Genomic DNA, 22,481 nt, shown 5'->3' with positions numbered 1-22,481 from the left:
ACAATCATTCGCTAAGTAGTGATACGGAGGCGGGCGCCTCTCGCAGGACTTCCCGGCTTACATCTGGTTAACATTGTTGCCGTAGACAGGAGGCGATGCGGCTCCACAGCGTGGTGGGCCCGCCCTTTGTCGAGGATCCATCTGATGCAAGCGATACGTCCCACTGGGGTGGAAAATCTCCTCGGTGAGGAAGAGCTGATCGTATCGAAGACCGATCTCAAAGGCCGCATCACCTACGCCAATGACGTCTTTCTCCGCATGGCGAAATACCCCTGGAAGGAGCTGATGGGCGCGCCCCACAGCCTGATCCGCCATCCGGACATGCCGCGCTGCGTCTTCAAGCTGCTGTGGGACACGCTCCAGGCCAAGCAGGAAATCTTCGCCTACGTCGTCAATCTCGCCGGGGACGGCAGCCATTATTGGGTGTTCGCCCATGTCACCCCGACGTTCGACGATCGCGGCAACATCATCGGATATCATTCCAATCGACGCAGGCCCGATCCGGCCCCGGTCGAACGCATCAAGCCGATCTACAAGGCGCTCTGCGCGGAAGAGGCGCGCCACGCCAATGCCAAGGACGGCATGCGTGCGAGCTTCGACATGATGGTCGGTCTGCTCAAGCAAAACGGTGTCGGTTACGATGAATTTGTGCTCTCTCTCTAAGGCGCAGGGAGCGACTGCGGTCGCGTGCCTTCTCGCCAGCGTCGCGTTCGTCGGCTTGCTGCTCGGCTGGAGCGGAAGCATCGGTGCGGCGCCGCTCGGCGCAGCGATCCTGCTGCTCGGCTATTCCGTCTGGTGCCAGCATCGCGCCGCGGTGGCCGTCGATGAAGTCGCCGATGTCTGCCGCAAGGCGGCGCACGGCGATCTCGAAGCGCGGATCCTGAGCGAGCGACAGGCCGGGCGGATCGGCGCCATCCAGAAGTCGGTCAACGACATGCTCGACATCACCGACGCCTTCGTCCGCGAGGCTTCGGCATCGATGGACTATGCCAGCCGCGGCAAGTATTTCCGCAAGATCCTCGCGCGCGGATTGCCCGGCTCGTTCCGCCGCTCGGCCACCGTGATCAATGTTGGCACCGACAGCCTCGGCCGCCGCGTGGTCGAGATCGCCGGCCTCGCCAATCAGTTCGGTACGCATCTCGACGAGGTTGCCGGCAGCCTCATGAGCGCCGCGACCGATCTGGAATCCGACGCCGGCCAGATGGCGGCCGCGGCGGAGGTGACCAACCGCCAGACCTCCGGCATGCGCAGCGCGTCCGAGCAGGCCTCGAGCAACGTTGCGACGGTGGCGAGCGCCGCGGAACAACTCGCATCCTCGATCGCGGAGATCAGCCGCCAGGTGGCCGGCTCGACCGCGAGCACCGGTCGCGCCGTCGACGAGGCCAATCGCGCCGGCAACGAAATTCGCTCCCTCGCGGATGCCGCGCTGCGGATCGGCGACGTCGTCAAGCTGATCAGCGAGATCGCCTCGCAGACCAACCTTCTGGCGCTCAACGCCACGATCGAGGCGGCGCGGGCAGGCGAGGCCGGCCGCGGCTTCGCGGTGGTCGCCTCCGAGGTCAAGAGCCTCGCCAACCAGACCGCGAAGGCGACCGAGGAGATCAGCGCCAAGGTCGGCGAGATGCAGCAATCGACGACCAATTCGGTCGCGGCGGTCGAGGCGATCGCCCAGACCATCGCCGAGATCGACGGCATCACCGCGAGCATTGCGGCCTCTGTGGAGCAGCAGGGCTCCGCGACCCGCGAGATCGCCCGCAGCGTCCACGAGGCCTCCGCCGGCACCTCGCAGGTCTCCTCCAACGTGTCAGGTATCAGCGAAGCCGCTGCCGATACGGGCCGCGTGGCGAGCCGCGTCAACAGCGCCTCCGAGCGCGTCCACGGCGAAGTCGAGACGCTCCGCCGCGAGGTGAGGCAGTTCCTGCAGCGGCTGACCTCGGCGGCGTAAGGCCGCGCGATCGCGGCGAGATGGGGCGGGCTCTCTCCGCTGACTCGGAATCGTAGAATCGTAGGGTGGGCAAAGGCGCACTTGCGCCGTGCCCACGCAACGGAAGCCGTGGGCACGGCGCAAGCGCGCGCCTTTGCCCACCAACGAGACTGCACATGTGGCGCGCCATCCGGCCTACGGTGCGACCGGGATACTTCCTAGGCACGCGCTGCCCGTTGTTAGTGCTTGATCGCACCCACTTCAGGTGTTCTGCTCAAAAAAGCTGCTGGAGCACCGCACCCCGTGTCGATCTACGTCGCACTGCATCATGTCACGCACTACAAGTACGACCGCCCGATCGACCTCGGTCCGCAGACCATCCGCCTGCGTCCGGCGCCGCACACGCGCACGCCGATCCTGAGCTATTCGCTCAAGGTCACGCCATCCAATCATTTCGTGAACTGGCAGCAGGATCCGCAAGGCAACTGGCTCGCCCGCTACGTCTTTCCCGAGAAGACGACCGAATTGAAGATCGAGGTCGACTTCACCGCGCAGATGACGGTGGTCAATCCGTTCGACTTCTTCGTCGAGCCGTACGCCGACAGCTTTCCGTTCGAGTACACGAAGGATCTCAAGACCGAGCTCGCGCCGTATCTCGAGACGGTCAAGCCCGATCGCCTGTTTGCGAAATATCTGGACTCGATCCCGCAGGAAGCCCCGAACACCGTCAACTTCCTGGTCGAGCTCAATCGCGAGCTGCAGAAGAAGATCCGCTACATCATCCGGATGGAGCCGGGCGTGCAGACGCCGGAGGAGACGCTCGCCTCGTCCGCCGGATCATGCCGCGATTCCGCGTGGCTGCTGATCCAGACCTTCCGTCATCTCGGGCTCGCCGCGCGCTTCGTCTCCGGCTATCTCGTACAGATCCGCCCCGACATCGATCCGATCGAAGGGCCGCCGGAAGTGGAGAACGACTTCACCGACCTGCACGCCTGGGCCGAGGTCTATCTGCCCGGCGCCGGCTGGATCGGCTTCGACGCGACCTCCGGCATGCTCGCGGGCGAGGGCCACATCCCGGTCGCGGCCACCCCGCATTATCGCTCGGCCGCGCCGATTTCGGGCGGCGCCGGCTTTGCCGAGGTCGAGTTCGCCTTCGACATGAGCGTGAAGCGCATCCGCGAGGCGCCGCGCATCACAAAGCCGTTCTCCGACGAATCCTGGGCGCGGCTCAACGATCTCGGCGAGCAGGTCGACGGCGATCTCGCGAGCGCGGACGTACGGCTCACGATGGGCGGCGAGCCAACCTTCGTCTCGGTCGACGACCTCGAAGCGGCGGAGTGGAATACGGAAGCCGTCGGCCCGACCAAGCGCGCGCTTGGCGACGACCTGATCCGCCGCCTGCGCACGCGCTTCGGCGCGGGCGGTCTTCTGCATTACGGCCAGGGCAAATGGTATCCGGGCGAAAGCCTGCCGCGCTGGGCCTTTGGCTTGTACTGGCGCAAGGACGGCGTGCCGATCTGGAAGAACGCCGACCTGATCGCCAGCATCGAACATCCGCGGCGCGCCGCGGTGAAGGATGCCGAGACCTTCATCGAGGTCACGGCAGCACGGCTCGGGCTCGATCCCGGCTACATCATCCCGGCTTACGAGGACACGGCCTACTGGCTCCAGAAGGAAGCCGAGCTTCCCGTCAACGTCGATCCCACCGATTCCAAACTGTCCGATCCGGAGGCGCGCGCGCGCATGGCGCGCGTGTTCGACGAGGGGCTGAATACGCCGCGCGGCTTCGTGCTGCCGGTGCAGCGCTGGAATGCGCCGCCGCGCTGGCGCAGCGAGCGCTGGGCTCTCCGGCGCAATCATCTGTTCCTGATGCCGGGCGATTCGCCTCTTGGCCTGCGCCTGCCGCTCGGCTCGCTCGGATACGTGCCGCCCAACCAATATCCCTACATCGTCGAACAGGATCCGATGGAGGCTCGGGGCAAGCTGCCCGTGTTCACGCTCGCCGCGCGCCCGGAATCGCCGCCGCGGGCCGCGCCCGAGCAGCTCAACACGGTCGTCCCGGTGCGCACCGCGCTGTCGGTGGAAGTCCGCGACGGCGTCATCTGCGCCTTCATGCCGCCGGTCGAGCGCATCGAGGATTATCTCGAGCTGGTCGCCGTGCTCGAAGCTACCGCCGAGGAGATGCAGCTCCCCGTCCATGTCGAAGGCTATCCGCCGCCGTTCGATCCGCGCATCGAGGTGATCAAGGTGACGCCCGATCCCGGTGTCATCGAGATCAACATCCAGCCGGCGAAGAGCTGGGGCGAGGCGGTCGAGATCACCACCGGCCTCTACGAGGATGCCGGCAAGGTTCGCCTCGGCGCCAACCGCTTCCTGGTCGACGGCCGCCACACCGGCACCGGCGGCGGCAACCACGTCGTGGTTGGCGGCTCGAGCCCGCCGGACTCGCCGTTCCTGCGCCGGCCGGATCTGCTCAAGAGTCTCGTGCTGTATTGGCAGCGGCATCCCTCGCTGTCCTATTTCTTCTCCGGCCTCTTCATCGGGCCGACCAGCCAGGCGCCGCGCATCGACGAAGCCCGGCACGACAGCATCTACGAGCTCGAGATCGCGCTCTCGCACGTGCCGCCGCCGGGCTATCAGGCGCCGCTGTGGCTGGTCGACCGCCTGTTCCGGCATCTGCTCGTCGACATCACCGGCAACACCCACCGCGCCGAGATCTGCATCGACAAGCTCTATTCGCCGGAGGGACCGACCGGCCGGCTCGGCCTCGTCGAATTCCGCGCGCTCGAAATGCCGCCGGACCCGCGCATGTCGCTGGCCCAGCAGCTGTTGATCCGCGCGCTGATCGCGAAATTCTGGCGCGAGCCGCAACACGGCAAGTTCGTGCGCTGGGGCACCGCGCTGCATGACCGCTTCATGCTGCCGCATTTCATCTGGGACGATTTTCTGGACGTGCTCGGCGAGCTCAAGCAGTTCGGTTACCCCTTCGAGCCGGAATGGTATCTGGCGCAGCTCGAATTCCGCTTTCCCGCCTTCGGCCGCGTCCATCACGGCGGCGTGACGCTGGAGCTGCGCCAGGCGCTGGAGCCCTGGCACGTGCTGGGCGAGGAGGGCTCGGCCGGCGGCACGGTGCGTTATGTCGATTCGTCGGTCGAGCGGCTCCAGGTCAAGGCGGAGGGCTTTGTCGAGGGCCGCCACATCGTCACCTGCAACGGCCGCCGCCTGCCGATGACCTCGACCGGCCGCTCGGCCGAGGCCGTGGCCGGCGTCCGCTTCAAGGCCTGGCAGCCGGCTTCCGGCCTGCATCCGACCATTCCGGTCCACGCGCCCCTGACCTTCGACCTGATCGACAGCTGGAACGGCCGCTCGCTCGGCGGCTGCGTCTACCATGTCGCCCATCCGGGCGGCCGCAGCTACGACACCAAGCCGGTCAACACCTATGAAGCCGAGGCCCGGCGCCTGGCGCGCTTCCAGGACCACGGCCACACGCCGGGGCCCATCCAGCCCCCGCCCGAGGAACGCACAAATGAGTTTCCCCTGACCCTCGACTTGCGGACCACGCTCCTGCAATGAGTATGATGGTGGGGCAGGGAGAGGCGCATGGCCGAGGGCGCAGCCGAAGAGGACGACAAGGCGGGTAGGGCGCCAGGACAACGTGAGAGCCAGCGTGAAGGCCAGCGCCGCTTCGCGCAATGGGTCCGCGACTATCGCCGCCTGCCCGGCATTCCGGATGAGTTCCTGGGCCCCGACGGCGCCCCGCGCGCGGTCTGGAGCCGCTTCTTCGAGGCCTTCGGCGCGCTCGCGCCGGACGAGATCGAGCGGCGATTCGGCATGGCCGACCGCCACCTCCGCGAGGCCGGCGTCACCTACCGGGCCCCCGGCGACAGCGCCGACCGGCCCTGGTCGATCAGCCATCTGCCGCTTTTGATCGACGAGGCCGACTGGCAGCAGCTCTGCGCCGGCATCACCCAGCGCGCCGAGTTGCTCGAACGCGTGCTGCGCGACCTCTATGGCGAGGGACGCCTGGTCGCCGAGGGCGCGCTGCCCGCGGCCGCGATCGCCGGCAGCCCCGAATACCTCCGTCCCGTCTGCGGCGTGCCGCCGCCCGGCGGGCGCTATCTCTCGCTCTATGCCGCCGATGTCGGCCGCGGGCCCGACGGCCGCTGGTGGGTGCTGGGCGACCGCACCCAGGCGCCGTCGGGCGCGGGCTACGCGCTGGAGAACCGCCTGGTGCTCTCGCGCGCCTTCTCCGACCTCTACAAGTCGATGAACGTGCCGCGCGTCGCGCCGTTCTTCGAGGCGTTCCGCGACTCACTGCGCGCGCGCGCCGATCGTGACGAGCCGCGCATCGGCGTGCTGACGCCGGGCAGCTTCAGCGAGACCTATTTCGAGCATGCGACGCTGGCGCGCTATCTCGGCTTCCTGCTGGTCGAGGGCGACGATCTCGCCGTCAGCGACAACCGCATCCACATCCGAACCGTTGCCGGCCTCAAGCGGCTCGACGTTCTGCTGCGCCGGGTCGATTCCAACTCGCTCGATCCGCTCGAGCTCGATGCGTCCTCGCATCTTGGCGTGCCCGGCCTGATCGACGTGCTGCGCAAGGACGGCGTCGTCGTCGCCAACATGCCGGGCTCCGGCGTTTTGGAGGCGCGGGCGCTGCTCGGCTTCCTGCCGGCGCTCAGCCGCCGCCTGCTCGGCGAGGAGCTGAAGATGCCGCATATCGCGACCTGGTGGTGCGGCCAGCGCGTCGCGCGCGAGGAGGTGCTGGCGCGGCTCGACGAGGTCGCGATCGAAGGCGCCTACCGGCGCGGCGTGCCCGGCTTCGACTCCAGCGGTCCGGTGCTCGCGAGCGAGCTTGATGCGAGCGACCGCCAGCGCCTGGTCGAAGCCATCGCCGCGCGCGGCATGGATTATGTCGGCCAGGAGGTGGTGCGGCTCTCGACCATGCCGGTGTGGGAGCAGGGCCAGATCACGCCGCGTCCCTTCGTGCTGCGCGTGTTCGCGGCGGCGACGCCCGACGGCTGGGCCATCATGCCCGGCGGCTTTTGCCGCATCGCCGAGCAGGCGGACGCGCGCGCGGTGTCGATGGGCGACGGTGCGCGTGCCGCCGACGTCTGGGTGGTCTCCGACAAGCAGGTCTCGACCGCGACCTTGCTGCCGGCGACCGACAAGGTCCGCATCCGCCGCATCGCCGGCGTGCTGCCGAGCCGCGCCGCCGACAATCTGTTCTGGCTCGGCCGCTATCTCGAACGCGCCGAGGCAACGCTGCGCCTCGTGCGCGCTTTGGGCTCGCCGAGCGGGCCCAACAAGGGCACCGCGGCCTCGCTGCAATCGGCCGAGCGCATCCAGCGCCTGTTGGTGGCCTGGGGCGCGGTCTCGCAAACCTCGCGCGCGGCCGCAGGGCGCATCGCGGCCGAAGCGCTGCAGAGCGAGGCGCGTTTCGGCTCGGCCCTGTCGCTGGTGCGCGCGGCGCAGCGCACGGCGACCTCGTTGCGCGAGCGGCTGTCGCCCGATGCCTGGCAGGTCATCACCGAGATGGCCGAGCGCCTTGCCTATGAGGTCGAGGACGACGACAGCGTGCTGAGCGCGGCCGAGCTGACCTTGCAGGAGCTGGCGAGCTTCGCTGGCCTGGCGCAAGAAAACATGAACCGCGCCGCCGGCTGGCGCTTCCTCGACATCGGCCGCCGCGTCGAGCGCGCCATCAACACCACGCGCTTCACGCGGCAATTCGCCTATGACGAGGCCGGCGACGAGGACCTCGACATCCTGCTGACCTTGGTGGATTGCCAGATCACCTACCGCTCGCGTTATCTGCTGGCGCCGATCCTGGCGCCGGTGCGCGACCTCGCCGTGCTCGATCCCTACAATCCGCGCTCGGTGGCGTTCCAGGTGGCGACGCTGAACGAGCATATTGAAGCGCTGCCGAGCCTGAAGGAGCACGGCCTGATCGAGAAGCCGCAGCGGCTCGCGGTGGCGATGCAGGCGATGCTGGCAACGGCAGAGGCCGAGAAGCTCGAGGTCAAGATGCTGTTTGCGCTGGAGCAGGACCTGCTCAGCCTCGCGGAGGCGATCGGGCAGCACTACTTCCCGCATGGCCCCAATGCCGCCCGGCCGGAAAAGCTGACGGGGCTGGCGTGATCTACGACATCCGTCACGTCACCACCTACGAATACGAGAGTCCCGTCAGCTTCGCCCGCTGCACGCTGCGGCTGGAGCCCAGAAGCGGCGGCGGCCAGCAGCTGATCTCGCACGGCGTCGAGATCCGTCCGCGGCCTGCCGAGCGCAATTTGCGGCGCGATTTCTTCGGTACGCTCACCGAGAGCGTCGTGATCGAAGCCGCGCATCGCAACCTGCGGATCGACTCGCGCTCGCGCGTCGCCGTATCACGTCGGCCGCCGCCGCGCGACGCCGTCAGTCCGCCCTGGGAAAGCATCCGTGACGTCGCCTTCGAAGCGACGAGCCTCGGGCCGTCCTCGCCGATCGGTTATGTCTTTGCGAGCCCGCTGGTGCCGGTGCTGCGCCCGGTCAGCGCCTATGCGAGTTTGAGCTTTGCACCCGGCGCGGGCATCCTCCAAGGCGCAGTCGACCTCATGCACCGTATCCGCGCCGACTTCCGCTACGATCCCAAGGCGACGGTGATCTCGACCCCGCTCGGCGAGGTCTTCGACAAGCGCCACGGCGTCTGTCAGGATTTTGCCCATGTGATGATCGCGGGGCTGCGCGGGCTCGGCCTGCCGGCGGCCTATGTCAGCGGCTATTTGCGCACCATTCCAGCACCGGGCCAGCCGCGCCTGCAGGGCGCGGATGCCACCCATGCCTGGGTCTCGCTGTGGTGCGGGGCGGAGCTCGGCTGGGTCGATCTCGACCCAACCAACGATCTCCTGATCGGCAACGACCATATCGTGCTCGCCGTGGGGCGCGATTTTTCCGACGTCTCGCCGGTCGACGGCATCATCGTCGGCTCGCCCAAGCAGAAGCTCGGCGTCGCCGTCGATGTGGTGCTGGTGGAGTAGGGCGGGTACTCATAAGCGCCGGCTTACCAACGCAAAGCGGAGGTCGGCCATCTAGAATGTCATCGGCAGCTCGTGACCCATTGCCGAACTTAGGCACCGTCCGTCTTCATTGGCCACCATCGTGCGGAAATTAAAAAGAGCCCCGCAGCAGGAATAGTGACCATAAGCGAAAATATCAACCCGGCTCCGCCTCCGACAAGGGCAGCGAGAATTTGAAGTTGTAAGGATAGCCATCATCGTCCATCGGAACGGATGACCGCATATTGATCGCGGAAATCCGAGGCAAACTAGCAAGGCGAATGCCACCAACGGAATGGACGCGTCCGTAAGAAGCTTGACTAGCCATAAAGCTTCAACGCCGTTGTTACCCCTGACATGACTAAGGCAGGTAAGCACTGTGGCTAGAATGACGAGCGAGCCAACCCACGCCCCAACGACCCTGAAGATCAAACGGAGTCTCATTGAGTATGCCTTGCGATGAGCCAGCGCAACGTCGGCCGTCCCTATTTGCGACCTCCGTTATAATAGCGTCAGGCTGCAATGTCGCCTCTTGGCCCGTTGCGGACCTGCGGTCGAAGAGCCAAAATGTCTGCTTACAGGAGATGAGCCGACCAAGGTGAAGCAGCCCGCCAAGGGCAGCTTTTGACCCGAAGCCGACCCAGGCTCCGTCTGCTTCTGTTGAAATCGTTCCGCGAAGCGTCTTGGTCGTGATAGACCGTGCGTATCCCAAATTCTGCCGATACAATTGGTTTGCATCCACGTCTTCGATCTTCACCGCCTGCCCAGGAGGAGATGAGACCATGACTACGAATGCATTCTCGGACCTGACGCGGCTGATCAACGGCTATCAAATTTCGCAAGCCATTCACGTCGCGGCCCGCCTTGGCATAGCCGACCACCTTAGCCACGGGCCGCTAAGCAGCAACGAACTTGCTCGGCTCAGCGGATCCCATCCGAGGACACTTTATCGACTCTTGCGGGCATTAGCTTCGGTCGGTGTTTTCCATGAGGCTGAGAACAGAACGTTTTCGCTCGCCCCGATGAGCGAGTGCCTTCGCTCTGATTCACCGACCCCACTGGACGGCTGGGCGGCATATGTCGGGCGACCTTATGCCTGGCAGGCTTGGGGCCATCTCGAACATAGCGTACGCACCGGTGAGAGCGCCTTTCGGCATCTCAATGGTCAGAGCGTATGGGAGTATCGCAGCACCCGTCCCGATGAGAACGCGATTTTTAATCGAGCCATGACAGCCAATTCTCGCGGCGCCATTGAGGCTATCATCGCCGCCTATGACTTTAGCCGCTTTCGTCACGTGGCCGACATCGGGGGTGGTCAAGGCCAATTGCTGGCGGGAATTCTCGCGGCAAATAAGGGCTCGCGCGGAACACTGTTTGATCAGCCGCACGTGGTCGAGAAGGCGGTCGAAGTTCTGAAGCGAGATGGTGTCGCCGACAGATGCGAAATCGTTGGTGGCAGCTTCTTTGAAGCCATTCCGGAGGGGGCTGATGCCTATGTGATGCGGGCAATCATTCACGATTGGGACGACAAGGAAGCAATTTCCATCCTGACTACATGCCGTCGCGCGATGACAGCCAATGCGAGACTGCTGCTCGTTGAACGCATTGTGGAGCCGCCGAACGAGGGGCCAATCTCGAAATTCAGTGACCTCAATATGCTCGTCATGCTTGGTGCGCTGGAACGGACTTACGACGAGTATTCCGCGCTGTGTCGAGCGGCCGGATTTGAGACGCGCGGCACGGCTCGCGCAGGCTTGCACTTCCAGATTATAGAGGCTGTTCCAACTTAGGCCGAAAAGTCTGCATTTGCTTCGATTATCTGAATAAGGGCGCATTTCGCGGCTTCCTTAATTCGCGGAACCGTTGATTTGGCTCAACGGTCATTCCCCGCGCGGCCGAACCATCGGCCATGACCACGCCCGCCAAACCGAAGCCAGTTAAGAAGCCAAGCTCTCCCGGCTGGAGGAAGCACGGCGCGTGATCGAGGAGTACGCTGCCGAGTTGCGAGAGATCATTCGCAAGCTTCGCGGCAAGCTGCATTAAGGCCGCCTCAGTTGGCGGCCTCTTTCATTTCAGCCCACTTTGACTTCCGCTGCTGGCCCTTCGGCGAAGTGGCAGTATCGCTCCACGAGGTCCGCTCATTGAGGCATGGCGGACAAGATTTGCTCAGGTTGAGTTCTTCGCATTTTGACCCAAACCGGACTGACATGTAGCGCCATCACACGTCTCCCCTGGTCGATTGCAGACCGATTTCAAAACGTTTGAAGATGAACTCATCGCGCTCGACGATCAGCGCGGGTCCGCGTATCCAATCCCAATCCACGACGGGAGGAGCGCGAACCACATCAAGGCGGTCTACATAATTGTGCAACGGCATTTTGGTGTAGGCCGCGGCGGGCGACACGGAAGGGTCGGAATAGGACACGCCCGTCGGAAACTTTTCCGGAAACGGACTGCAATAGGCGAAGCCACGCATCGCACTATTGCGAAAATCGATGCTTGCTCCAACTCGCGGCCCATCGCGGAGCAAGCTCTCGGCTCGCTGCACCACGTCGGTCGGCCAGGGAAGGGATATCCACCCACCGATATTAGGATAGTACGACGGCGGAAATGCCGCCCCCGGCAGACCGTTGATGATGCCTCCGCCTTGCCGGGTCGGCATCCCGCGGTCGGCGGCGCCGTTATCAAGCCCGAACACCAACTTTCGACGCGGATAGGTTCTTGAGTCGCCGCGGCGGTCTGCATCGGCCTTTCGGGATCCACGAAGGGATCGATTGCATCGTGATCGGCTGACGTCGTGGGGCGCCAATAGCGCGGCTGGCCGGAGGGCCATAACGCGTGCGCCCGCTCTTGCTCCTGGCCGAACAATCTGAACCGCGCATAGCCAAAACAGCCAACCCCCATCGGAACGGGTGCAGGCTTCAGATGCAACCGTTCAGTGGCCGCAGGTCCGCTCGGCGTATGATACGATTCGCGCTTAACCAGGTTGGGCTGCTCGCGCCGAAAGGTCGCGAACTCGCTTGGACCTGCAGGCTCAATCGTACTTCCGCCAAATGAAAGCACGGACATCGGACTGTCATAGGCATCTTCGGAAAGGTAGGCCGTTCCAAACGCTAGCGTTTCGGCGTCATCGAAGACGGCAATGATCGGCAGCAAGTCGCCAGGCACTTTTCCGTTCGCAGTTGTTTCGCCGTTACACGCACGCGGGGGGCGCACCACCAATCCCTTGCCGTCGCTCATGCGACGACCGAACACGCTGGGTATCAGACCGACTTCGAGCGTCCGTCAGCCATCCATGTAATTTGTCTGCTTGACGTTGCAGCCGACGACGATGTCGAAATTCTGGGGCTCGCCTTTGTAGGTGAGACGAACCTTCAAGCGATAATATATGCTGTTGTCGCGCTCAACCGACTTCGTGAAATTCCAGTTGCCGAGCAGCGCAGCCCGGATAGCGGGATGAGAAATTCCGACGGCGGCCAACAGCAGAGCAAGCGCGGCCGCAAGAACGGTGGCATTCGTTGCTCTCATGACAGCCACCGAGCATGGAACTCGATTGGATAGAGAGCCTTCAGCAACAAAATCAAGGCGACGCATACAGCTCCAGCAACCGTAAAGCCGCGCACTCGAAGCCGCCAAACTCGGCCGTCCTCTGAAACAGTCATCCCTCTTCCTTCAGGGTACGTACGCTCTCGCGCACAATGGCTCTGCGGCTTTCGTCTTCCATCCGGGGACGACTGAGATGTCTCGTGAGCCGCCCTTCAGCGCCCCATCCGCGTCGCCTCGCGATCGGGGCCAACAGCAGGCAGGCCAGGTTCAAAGCAACCAGCGCGATCAGTAGATAGAGGCCGTAAAACAAGAAAATGCAGGACGCGCTCCCGACGATAAAAATGAGCAGAACGGTGGGCGGGATTTTGATGGGAAACATGCTCGCCATGGTAACACAACGTCGCTTAGATTCGCGCCCGCCCCACGAACAAGGTTTGCAGACCGCTTAAGTCTGCATTTGGCCCATCAGCGAAGTCGCGGCGCACCTCGTTGAGGTCCGCTTATCGGGCGAGGCAGACTAGATTTGCTCAGGTTGAGTTCTTCCCATCTTGACCCCAAGCGGACATGTTGAGGGCAATTTTTGACTTGAAGCGGACATTTTGGTTGGCCAACTTGGCCTGAAGACCTTGCCTCCCAGTCCGACCTTCGTACAGGCTGGGGGAGAGGATTGCGTTTCGCCACAGCGGCAGATAGGTGGTGCTCGGTTCAGATAGCTAGATACCGAAGACTACGACAACTACGACGACCGACCGCAATCCTGATTTATCGCCAGAGCAATTTCGTATTTGAAGTGACAACGTCATTGCGACGCTCTTGACGGCCCCGTTCCTCCCGGCGTTGAGGTGTTGATCATGTTGAAAAATCGCCTTGTTCTGATCTTGGTGACTACTGTGATTTCGCATTCCGCAAACGCACAAGATGGTGCTGGGGAAGCGGCTATACGCGCCATTGTTGGAGAGCAAGTGTCCGCATGGAACGATGGCGATGGATCCCGCTTTTGCCAATCGGCGGCACTGGACATCTCGGCGTTCAATACATCGGGAACTGATATGTCTGGCAAAGAGGTTTTCTGCCAACGACAGGTTCAAATCTTGGCGGGCATCTTCAAAGGAACGACAAAAAAACAAAACATTCGACGGCTTCGTTTCATCACGAGCGACGTAGCCATCGTGGATATCGATAACGAGATACACGGCCTCAAGGACACACCCAGCGGCGCTGCTCTATCAGGTGATGGCGTAAGCAGAACGCAGCTTATGGAAGTTTTTGTGCGGCGAGATGGTCGCTGGTTAATGGAAGCGTTTTACAACATCGATGTTAAGTCTCCGAAGTAGAGGCAGAGATCGAAGGCTACGTAGGGCGGATAGCGTTGGGACATTGGCGACTCAAGTCCGCTTCTGGCCCATCTCCGACCTAGGGTGAGAGATGCCAACGAGCCGCTATTAGAGGTGGAGCGGACTCTACAAGGCGTGCAGCGCGGGTTTATGAGTACACGCACTGGAAATGGTCGGCGCTCGCCGGTCACCGAACCATGGTCTCGCGATCCCAAGCCTTGTAGTCGGGCGAACCTTGGGTGCGGATAGGACCGTCATAGCCGTATTCCACCATGTGTACGGTCACATAGTCCTCCCCGAAAAATGCGACGCCGTAGGATTGCGGCAGGTCGCAGGCGCTCAGCAGCTTCGCCTCGGAGAAGAGCGGAAAGCTCGCATGGTTGGTGCCGCGCAGCGACGAGACGGGGACGCCGGCAATCGAGCCTGCAAGAGGCAAGTGACAATGCCCGAAGAAGACGTGGCGGATCTTGGCCCGATGGCGATTGATGAGATGCCGGAATGGAGCCTCGTCGAGCAGGCCGATCTGGTCGAACGGGACGAGATGCACCGGCATCGGATTATGGTGCATGAAGAGCAGGAACGGCCCGTCATGTTCGGAAAGCCGTGCCTCGAGCCAGCCGAGACGATTCTCGCAGTAACGGCCGGCGTGCGTTTCCGGATGGGCTGTGTCGAGGAACAGGCAGCGGCCGGCGGCGGTATCGTGGACGCCCTGGACGAAGCCGTTGTCGTCGGCAAGGTCGGGGAAGACGTTCAGGAAGGCGGCGCGCCGGTCGTGGTTGCCGATGCACAGCCGGACCGGCAGCGGATATTCGTCGATGCGCTGCTTGAGCCATTGATAGTCGGCGAGATCGCCCCAGTCGGAGAGGTCGCCGGTGATCACCATCAACTCGGCGTCATGATGGTCTTCCAGGGCGTGCGCCAGCGCGCGCTCGAAATTGACGCGCGGATCGCGGCCGCCGATGGTCGAGCCGGGCGCCGTCAGGTGAATGTCGCTCAGATGAAGCAGCTTCATCGCTATCTCCAGTGATGAGGCACGGGGCGCTAGAACATGATGAGATCGGGTTTGATTGCTACAGCGTAAGTGCACTCCCTCTCCCGCTTGCGGGAGAGGGCTGGGGAGAGGGTCTTTCCGCGATGGGATAACCCCCTAGAGGAGAAAGCCCTCACCCGCGCCTTTGGCGCGACCTCTCCCGCAAGCGGGAGAGGTTGCACCGAGCCCGTGGCAATCAAGTCAACCTAAAGCCATTCCGCTTTAGTGGCGTCCCGTGCCGGCGGATGTCAGGACCCTCAGCGCGCCGCGCCGGTGGTCTTCGGCAGCAGCTTCTGCACGTCCGCGGTCATGTCGGCGAGGACGGCCTCGGGCTCCTTGGCGCGGGCGCCCGAGATGATCGAGTTGAGATGATCCTTGATCACGTCGGTGATCTTCAGGCCGTTGTCGCCGGGGAAGGCGTACCACTTGGTGAGCAGCGCGAGCTGGCTGACGGCGGTGTAGTTGTTGGGGTTCTTGACGTAGAAGTCCTTCAGATAGACGTCGTTGGCGACCTTGTTCGGCGGCATGTAGCCGGTGGTCTCCGCCATGATCGCAGCACCCTTGGGGCCGGTCCAGAACTTCACCGCTTCCCAGGCGGCGTCGCGCTTGGCCTTGTCCTTGGCGAGGATCAGCACGACATTGCCGCCGGCCGGCAGGCGGCCGTTCGGAGAGACGACGTCCGGGAACGGGATCGTTTTCAGCGCGAACTTGCCGCCGGTCATCTGCGTGACCTTGTTGAGGTCCGAGGTCGAGGTGACGTGAAAGCCGGTCTTGCCGGCCGCGAACGCCGCGCGCATCGACGGCTGGTCCAGGTTGGGCATGCTGCCCTCGTTGACGAGCCGCGCGATCATGTTGATGGCGAACTTGCCTTCCGATCCGTCGAAGGCGACCTTGGTCTCGTCGGCATTGAGCATGGTGCCGCCGCGCGCGAACACCGGCGCCTGCCACAGCCAGTTGCCGGTGATGTCCCAGGCATAGGTGACGCCGTTGGTGTCGTTGCCGAGCGCCTTGATCTTCGTGGCGAGCGCGATCAGCTCGTCCCAGCTCTTCGGCAGGTTGTTCACGTCGCCGCCGGCCTGCTTCACGAGGTCGAGATTGACGTAGACGATGGGCAGGGAGATCGCGAAGGGAAGGGCGTAGACCTTGCCGCTGGCGGTGCCGATGTCGAACATCGCCTGGTGAAAGCCCTGCTTGTCGAAATCCTTCTCGGCCGCGATGTAGCCGTCGAGCGGGGCCGGGATGTTCTTGTCGACCAGGACACGGATGCGGTTCAGGCCCTGGAAGGACACGTCCGGCATCTGGTTGGTCACGGCCTCGCGCAGCACCTTCTGGGTGCCGTCCTCGTAGGATTCGTAAGGAGCCCGCATCGTGACCTTGATCTCCGGGTGCACCTTGGCGAACTCCTCGGCGATGCGCTTGTGGGTCTCGGTGAACAGCTCCGGATAGGGATACTGCATCACGATCTCGGTCTGGGACTGCGCGAGGGCAGAGCCGGCCGCAAGCGACAGAGCTGCCGCGGCGATGATGGACTTCAGCATGGATACACTCCTGTTTGAGGTGACGTAGTTACTTGATCCCGGTGAGGGTGATGCCCTCGATGAAGCGGCGCTGGGCGAAGAGGAAAGCGATGACGAGCGGCGCGATGATCACCATCGCCGCGGCCATCAGCGGGCCGTAGCTGGTGCCGGCCTCGTTGTTGCGGAAATGCGCGACGGCAAGCGGTGGCGTCCGCAATTGCTCGCTGTTGAGCACGATCAGCGGCCAGAAATAGTCGTTCCAATGCGCGACCACGGAGAAGATGCCGAAGGCGGTGAGGGCCGGGATCGCGGCGGGCAGCATCACCCGCCAGACGATGCCGAATTCGGAGATGCCGTCCATGCGCGCGGCATCGACGAGATCGTCGGGCACGGTCTTGAAGAACTGGCGCATCAGGAAGATGCCGAACACCGAGATCGTGAAGGGCAGGACCAGCGCGGCATAGCTGTCCAGCAGGCCGATCTTGTGCAGCAGCAGGAAGACCGGGATCGCGGTCGCCTGCGGCGGGATCAGGATCCCGAACAGCACCAGTGCAAACAGCGTCTCGCGACCGAGGAAGCGAAGCTTTGCCAGCGCGTAGGCCGCCGGCAGCGCCACCATGACCTGCAGCACGAAGATCGAGACCGTGACGATGAGGCCGTTGATCAGGAAGCGCAGCAGATTGGCCTTGGCGAAGGCCTCGCGCAGGTTTTCCGCCAGCGCGAACTGGTGTGGGATCAAATGCAGCTCGCTGGAGAAGATCTCGGTTTGCGGCTTGGACGCGGTCGAGATCATCCAGATGAAGGGCGCCAGCATGAGCGCGGCACCCGCGATCAGGAGCACGTGGCGGAGGATCGCCCGGAGCGTGACGGAATGCGTATGGTTCATGTGTAGTGCACGCCGCGATCGGCGAGCCTCGACTTGATGAGCGTGAGCGCGAGAACGAAGACGAGGAAGACGACAGTGATTGCCGCGGCGTAGCCCGAGCGGAAGAACTCGAACCCTTCCGTGTACATGGTGTGGATCAGGACCTCGGTGGATTTCGACGGGCCGCCCTTGGTCAATACGTGCACGGTGTCGAACACCTGGAAGGAGCGGATGCCTGAGATCACGACGACGAAGGTCGTGACCGGCCCGAGCATCGGCCAGGTCACGAGGCGGAAGCGTGCCCAGCCGCTCGATGCCCCGTCGATTTCGGCCGCTTCGTAGAGCTGCTTGGGGATGGAGACGAGACCGGCGAGAAACAGCACCATGTTGAAGCCGACGGCCTGCCAGATGCCGATTGCGCACAGCGCATAGAGCGCGGTGCTGCGGTCCTGCAGCCAGGCGAAGGCCGGCAGGCCCGCGCCGCGCAACAGCCCGTTCACCAGACCGAATTGCGGATGCAGCATGAATTCCCACACCACCGCCATGGCGATCAGGGTCGCCATCACGGGCAGGAAATAGATGGTCCGGTAGAGGCTGCGCAGGCTGGTGCCGCTCTGGATCAGGAGCGCGATCGCAAGGCCTGCGACCACGGCGCCGGGCACCACGATCACGACGTAAGCCAGCGTGTTGCGTAGCGCGGTCCAGAACACCCTGTCGGCGAACAGGTCCTGGTAGTTGGCGAGCCCGATCCAGGAGAAATGCGGCGCGCCGAGCTGATAATCGGTGAAGGAGAGGGCGATCACGCCGGCGAGCGGACCAAGCAGCATGACCAGCATGAGGGCTACGGCTGGCGTCACCAGGGCGTAAGCGGAATATGTGCGCCGGCTGCCATGCGCCGGCAACGCCCGCTTCGCGGCGGCAGCCGGGACGATCGCCGCGTCAATGGTCATGGAGCCGTCAGACATGGGCGGCCTCACGGATGCGCTCGGCCTGCTCCGCTCTCGGTTCGACCCGCTTCCCGGCCGCATCGAACAGCCGCACCGCGTCGGGGGCGAAACCGAACGCGACGGGACTGCCCATCGCAGGCAAGTGCCTGACGTCGGCGAGCCGCGCGATCAGGCGCACGCCGGCGCCTTCGATCGCAAGGTGCACGAAGGCCTCCGCGCCGAGGTTTTCCAGATGAACGACGCTTCCGGAAAATGGCCCCGCGCCCAGTTCGATCCGCTCCGGGCGCACGCCGACACGGCAGTCGCCCGCGGTCGCGCCGCACGCAAGCCGCAGAGCGATTCCCAGCACGTCGATGCCGCCGTCCTTCCGGATCCGGCCGGGAAGGATATTGATCTTGGGGCTGCCGATGAATTCGGCAACACGGATGTCGTCGGGATCGTTGTATATTTCCGCGGGCGTGCCGGCCTGGATCAGTTCTCCGCCCATCATGACCGCGATCCGGCTCGACATGGTCATCGCCTCGGCCTGGTCGTGCGTGACATAGATGAACGTTGCCTTGAGACGGCGATGCAGCTCGGCGAGCTCTGCGCGCATATGGACACGCAGCTTTGCGTCGAGATTGGAGAGCGGTTCGTCGAACAGGAAGGCTCGTGGCTCGCGCACCATGGCGCGTCCGACAGCGACGCGTTGCCGCTGTCCACCGGACAATTGCCCGGGCTTGCGCCGCAGCAATGGCGCGATATCGAGCTGCTCGGCGATGGCTGTGATGTCGGCGCGGATGACGCGTTCCTTGGCGCGCCGGCCCGGCAGCAACGGGCCGAGCAGCGGCAGCCGTTCGATCGCTGAGAGACGCCGCATCCGCAACGGCACCGCAATGTTGTCGAAGGTGCTCAGATGCGGATAAAGCGCATATGATTGAAACACCATCGCGAGGTTGCGCGCGCTGGGACGAATGTCGTCTACGGGGCCGCCGTCGATGCGGACCTGCCCGGAATTCTGCGGCTCCAGCCCGGCGATGATCCGGAGCAGGGTCGACTTGCCGCAGCCGGAAGGACCGACCAGCGAGATGAACTCGCCATCCTCGATCCGGAAATCGATGCCCTTCAGGACGTCCGTGCCGTCAAAGGACTTGCGGATTGCGGAAAGTTCGATCTGCGCCATGCGCGCTTAGTCCCCTGCTGGCCTTGTTGCGGCGCATGAGGAGTAGGGAGCGCATCTGACATTCACATAACGGTCAATGGCCGTCCTTATGGTCATCCCAGGTTTTGCTTTTGCCGGGTTCGGCAGACGGAGATCGACTTGGGGTTGTTGTCGTGGCGTTGACGTCCTCGCGCGTCCGGGCGGTCAATGCGGTGTTCGAGACCGGCAGCTTTGCCGCCGCAGCAAGGCGGCTTGGGGTGTCGCAGCCGGCCGTTGCCCAGCTTGTGCGCGATCTGGAGGCCGAGTTCGCGGTTGCGCTGTTCGACCGGCACGGCCAGACTCTGATCGCGACGCCGCTGTGCCGCCGGCTCTACGCAGCGACGAGCCGCATGCAGGCGATCGAGGCGGACGCACTGGCCATCCTGCAGCAGCGCGATGAGCTCACGGGAGGCGAGCTTCGCATTGGGCTCGGCAACGCCATGCCCGGCATGGCGTTGATCGCGGCCTTTCGCAACCTGTATCCGAAGATCCAGATCAACATCGAGATCGGCAGCTGGTCGGCGATCATGGCGGCGGTGGTCGATCAGCGTGTCGACGTTGCGGTGCTGCCGGAGGTGCCGCAGGACAATCGCTTCCGTCGCGAACCCTGCGTGCAGCAGCGCGTCGTCGCGATCTGCCACCCCGTCCACGACCTCAGTCGGGAATCGCGCGTGTCCGCCGTCAGCTTGTTGCAATATCCACTGGTGTTTCGGACTCGGGATTCCGCGACCCAGCGCGTCGTGGACCGGGCGTTTCGCGCCGTCAATCTGCGCGCGAGCCCGGCGATCGTCGTCAACACGCGCGAGGGCATGCTGGAGGCCGTCGCCAACCGGCTCGGTGTCGGCTTCGTCTGGGAGCACGGCTCGAGCCGTATCGATCGCATCGCCAAGGTGGCGATCGCGGAAATCGAGGCGGAATCGCCCGAATATATCTTCTCGCTGGCCGGCAAACGCGGCAAGCTGGTCGAGCTGTTCTATTTGGCCAGAAGCCTTTCGCGCTCGGCCGATGGCGCCGACATCTTGTCCGCCCCGTAAGGCGGTCGTCAGGCCTGGATCTTTCCGGCTGTCGCCCTCAGGGTGTATCAGATGCTAGACGCAACCGCTATGTTGCGCAGCGGCAATGTAACATATTTACGAATTTTTGATGCGGAATTTGGTCAGCCGGCCCAAGATGGGCTATGCTGGCACCGCGTCGAGAACAACAGAGGCGTCGGGAGAGAGCGTGGGACACCAGCGGCGGACGGGGCTGCAGCCATGATAACCTTACCGAGACTGGCGGCTGAATCCCTCGAGGACTTCCTCGGTAAGTTCATGCGTCGCCGGTACGATGAGACTTCTGCCAATATCGTCGAGAGCGCGACCCGCACCGCGATGGAATGCATCGGCAACAGCGATGCGCTCTATCACAATATCGAGCACACGATGCTGGTGACGCTGGCGGCCCAGGCCATCCTGCGCGGCCGGAGTCTCCATACCCATCTGTCGGCTGAGGACTACGTCCATATCCTGATCGCCTGCCTCGCCCACGACATCGGCTATGTGCGCGGGCTGTTCGAGGAGGACGACGCCGACGGCTTCGTCATCGACGCGTCCGACACCAAGATCTCGCTGCCGCGCGGTGCATCCGACGCGAGCCTGATGATGTATCACGTCGACCGCTCGAAACTATATGTGACGCGGCGGTTGCGGCATATTCCCGGGCTCGATCCGGAGCGCGTTGCCCGCGCCATCGAGGGTACGCGCTTTCCGGCGCGCCAGGGCCAGGAATACGACGACGAGGCCTCGATCCTGCGCGCGGCCGACTTCATCGGCCAACTCGGCGATCCCAACTATCTGCGCAAGGCCAACGCACTCTATTACGAGTTCGAGGAAGTCGGCATGAATCGCCAGCTCGGCTACGATTCGCCGGCCGACATCGTGAACCGCTATCCGCAGTTCTATTGGAACAGCGTCGCACCGCACATCCAGACCGAGATCGGCTATCTCAACAAGACCGAGATCGGCCGGCAATGGATCGCCAACCTCTACAGCAACGTGTTCCGCGCCGAGCGCGACATCTCGCTGTCCGGGCCGCAGACATAGGCCCGTTGTAGCCCGGATGAGCGCAGCGATATCCGGGGCCGGCGGCGCCGCATCCCGGATGTCGCTGCGCTCATCCGGGCTACGATAGTGCGCAAAATCCGTGAGCAAAACCATGCAACAAAAAACCATCACCACGGACATCCTCGACATCGCCTATCGCGAATACGGCGCGCCCGACGGCTGGCCCTGCATTATGGGCCACGGCTTTCCCTACGACGTGAACGCCTATGCCGAGACCGCGCCGATCCTCGCCGAGGCCGGTGCGCGGGTGCTGGTGCCTTGGCTGCGCGGCTATGGGCCGACGCGTTTCCGCAGCGCCTCGACCTTGCGCTCCGGCGAGCAGGCAGCACTCGGCGCCGATCTCCTGGCCTTCATGCACGCGCTCGATATCCGGCGCGCAATCGTCGGCGGCTATGATTGGGGCGGGCGCGCGGCCTGCGTGGTCGCAGCGCTTTATCCGGATCGCGTGATCGGGCTGGTCAGCGGCAATTCCTACAACATCCAGAACATCGCCCGTGCCATGGAACCGGCCTCGCCGCCCGAGGAGGCGGCACTCTGGTATCAATATCTCTTCCACAACGAGCGCGGCCGCCGCGCGCTGGAGCGCAACCGGCGCGGCTTCGCCCGCCAGCTCTGGGCGATGTGGTCGCCGAAATGGGCGTTCGACGACGCAACGTTCGAGCGGAGCGCGGTGTCGTTCGACAATCCCGATTTCGTTGATGTCGTGATCCATTCCTACCGGCACCGTTACGCGCTGGTCGCGGGCGATCCCGCCTATGCGGAAATCGAGGCGCGGCTCGCCAGCCAGCCGCAGATCCGCGTCCCGGCCATTGCGATCGACGGCGACAGCGACGGCGTCAATCCCGGCACCGCCCATCACGCGCGCAAGTTCGAGGGCTTCTTCGAGCGGCGCGTCTTCACCGATGCCGGTCATAATCTGCCGCAGGAGCGGCCGGCCGAATGGGCGTAGGCCGTGATCGACGTCCGGACGGCGGCTGCGGCATAGGCAGTCCAAGCTCCGCCCCT

The 22,481-nt window shown here is 64.0% G+C and carries 19 protein-coding genes; 10 read left to right on the top strand and 9 right to left on the bottom strand.

What is annotated here, in order from left to right; translation table 11 throughout:
• The first annotated feature begins 141 nt into the window (after positions 1-141).
• The 6 genes from D6B98_RS07590 to D6B98_RS07565 all read left to right on the top strand — a co-directional run bounded on the left by D6B98_RS07590 (position 142) and on the right by D6B98_RS07565 (position 10,745).
• Positions 142-663: a PAS domain-containing protein gene (locus D6B98_RS07590; protein ID WP_126256753.1), complete on the top strand. Its 522-nt coding sequence runs from the start codon at positions 142-144 to the stop codon at positions 661-663.
• Positions 641-1,945 carry a methyl-accepting chemotaxis protein gene (locus D6B98_RS07585; protein WP_164718459.1) on the top strand — a complete coding sequence of 435 codons (1,305 nt, stop codon included), beginning with the start codon at positions 641-643 and terminating at the stop codon, positions 1,943-1,945. Before D6B98_RS07590 ends, D6B98_RS07585 begins: the two co-directional genes overlap by 23 nt.
• Positions 1,946-2,227: 282 nt before the next feature.
• Positions 2,228-5,497, top strand: coding sequence for a transglutaminase family protein (locus D6B98_RS07580; protein WP_126256382.1), 3,270 nt, complete (start codon positions 2,228-2,230; stop codon positions 5,495-5,497).
• Positions 5,498-5,524: 27 nt separating this feature from the next.
• Positions 5,525-8,062, top strand: coding sequence for a circularly permuted type 2 ATP-grasp protein (locus D6B98_RS07575; protein WP_126256381.1), 2,538 nt, complete (start codon positions 5,525-5,527; stop codon positions 8,060-8,062).
• A complete protein-coding gene (locus D6B98_RS07570; protein WP_126256380.1) occupies positions 8,059-8,937 on the top strand; it encodes a transglutaminase family protein in 879 nt (292 codons plus the stop codon). Before D6B98_RS07575 ends, D6B98_RS07570 begins: the two co-directional genes overlap by 4 nt.
• An 800-nt stretch (positions 8,938-9,737) precedes the next feature.
• The gene (locus D6B98_RS07565; protein WP_126256379.1) at positions 9,738-10,745 is read left to right on the top strand and encodes a methyltransferase; all 1,008 of its coding nucleotides are present in this window, start codon (positions 9,738-9,740) and stop codon (positions 10,743-10,745) included.
• A 25-nt stretch (positions 10,746-10,770) separates the two neighbouring features.
• Here the strand turns inward: D6B98_RS07565 and D6B98_RS07560 are convergent, their stop codons facing one another.
• From D6B98_RS07560 to D6B98_RS07545, 4 genes are all read right to left on the bottom strand, one after another.
• Positions 10,771-10,995: a hypothetical protein gene (locus D6B98_RS07560; protein WP_126256378.1), complete on the bottom strand. Its 225-nt coding sequence runs from the start codon at positions 10,993-10,995 to the stop codon at positions 10,771-10,773.
• A 178-nt stretch (positions 10,996-11,173) separates the two neighbouring features.
• On the bottom strand, positions 11,174-11,653 hold the full coding sequence (locus D6B98_RS07555) for a hypothetical protein (protein WP_126256377.1): 480 nt from the start codon (positions 11,651-11,653) through the stop codon (positions 11,174-11,176).
• Positions 11,654-12,240: 587 nt separating this feature from the next.
• Positions 12,241-12,549: a hypothetical protein gene (locus tag D6B98_RS07550; RefSeq protein ID WP_126256376.1), complete on the bottom strand. Its 309-nt coding sequence runs from the start codon at positions 12,547-12,549 to the stop codon at positions 12,241-12,243.
• 64 nt (positions 12,550-12,613) lie between these two features.
• On the bottom strand, positions 12,614-12,889 hold the full coding sequence (locus tag D6B98_RS07545; protein WP_126256375.1) for a hypothetical protein: 276 nt from the start codon (positions 12,887-12,889) through the stop codon (positions 12,614-12,616).
• Between the two features lie 463 nt (positions 12,890-13,352).
• Here D6B98_RS07545 and D6B98_RS07540 point away from each other — a divergent pair, with 463 nt between their 5' ends.
• On the top strand, positions 13,353-13,835 hold the full coding sequence (locus D6B98_RS07540) for an SgcJ/EcaC family oxidoreductase (RefSeq protein WP_126256374.1): 483 nt from the start codon (positions 13,353-13,355) through the stop codon (positions 13,833-13,835).
• A gap of 187 nt (positions 13,836-14,022) precedes the next feature.
• Here D6B98_RS07540 and D6B98_RS07535 read toward each other — a convergent pair whose 3' ends face one another.
• From D6B98_RS07535 to D6B98_RS07510, 5 genes are all read right to left on the bottom strand, one after another.
• Positions 14,023-14,847 carry a phosphodiesterase gene (locus D6B98_RS07535; RefSeq protein WP_126256373.1) on the bottom strand — a complete coding sequence of 275 codons (825 nt, stop codon included), beginning with the start codon at positions 14,845-14,847 and terminating at the stop codon, positions 14,023-14,025.
• 275 nt (positions 14,848-15,122) lie between these two features.
• On the bottom strand, positions 15,123-16,403 hold the full coding sequence (locus D6B98_RS07525) for an ABC transporter substrate-binding protein (RefSeq protein ID WP_126256372.1): 1,281 nt from the start codon (positions 16,401-16,403) through the stop codon (positions 15,123-15,125).
• A gap of 28 nt (positions 16,404-16,431) precedes the next feature.
• Positions 16,432-17,268: a carbohydrate ABC transporter permease gene (locus D6B98_RS07520; protein ID WP_126256371.1), complete on the bottom strand. Its 837-nt coding sequence runs from the start codon at positions 17,266-17,268 to the stop codon at positions 16,432-16,434.
• Positions 17,265-18,212, bottom strand: a complete 948-nt coding sequence (locus tag D6B98_RS07515; protein ID WP_126256370.1) for a carbohydrate ABC transporter permease — start codon at positions 18,210-18,212, stop codon at positions 17,265-17,267. Before D6B98_RS07515 ends, D6B98_RS07520 begins: the two co-directional genes overlap by 4 nt.
• Positions 18,205-19,356 carry an ABC transporter ATP-binding protein gene (locus D6B98_RS07510; protein ID WP_126256369.1) on the bottom strand — a complete coding sequence of 384 codons (1,152 nt, stop codon included), beginning with the start codon at positions 19,354-19,356 and terminating at the stop codon, positions 18,205-18,207. The genes D6B98_RS07515 and D6B98_RS07510 overlap by 8 nt, the downstream gene beginning before the upstream one ends.
• Positions 19,357-19,508: 152 nt before the next feature.
• On the opposite strand from D6B98_RS07510, the gene D6B98_RS07505 reads away from it, so the two are divergent.
• The 3 genes from D6B98_RS07505 (at position 19,509) to D6B98_RS07495 (ending at position 22,425) form a co-directional block, all read left to right on the top strand.
• Positions 19,509-20,408 carry a LysR family transcriptional regulator gene (locus tag D6B98_RS07505; RefSeq protein ID WP_126256368.1) on the top strand — a complete coding sequence of 300 codons (900 nt, stop codon included), beginning with the start codon at positions 19,509-19,511 and terminating at the stop codon, positions 20,406-20,408.
• A 219-nt stretch (positions 20,409-20,627) separates the two neighbouring features.
• Complete coding sequence (locus D6B98_RS07500) at positions 20,628-21,455, top strand: HD domain-containing protein (RefSeq protein WP_126256367.1); 828 nt, start codon at positions 20,628-20,630, stop codon at positions 21,453-21,455.
• A 112-nt stretch (positions 21,456-21,567) separates the two neighbouring features.
• Positions 21,568-22,425 (top strand): alpha/beta fold hydrolase, encoded by an 858-nt coding sequence (locus tag D6B98_RS07495; protein WP_126256365.1) that lies wholly within the window; start codon positions 21,568-21,570, stop codon positions 22,423-22,425.
• Positions 22,426-22,481: the final 56 nt, after the last annotated feature.

Origin of the sequence: Bradyrhizobium sp. LVM 105, assembly GCF_003957705.1 — a bacterium.
GTDB classification, from domain to species: Bacteria; Pseudomonadota; Alphaproteobacteria; order Rhizobiales; family Xanthobacteraceae; genus Bradyrhizobium; species Bradyrhizobium frederickii.
Note: the sequence above shows the minus strand (reverse complement) of the source record. Positions and strands in the feature narration are given on the sequence as shown.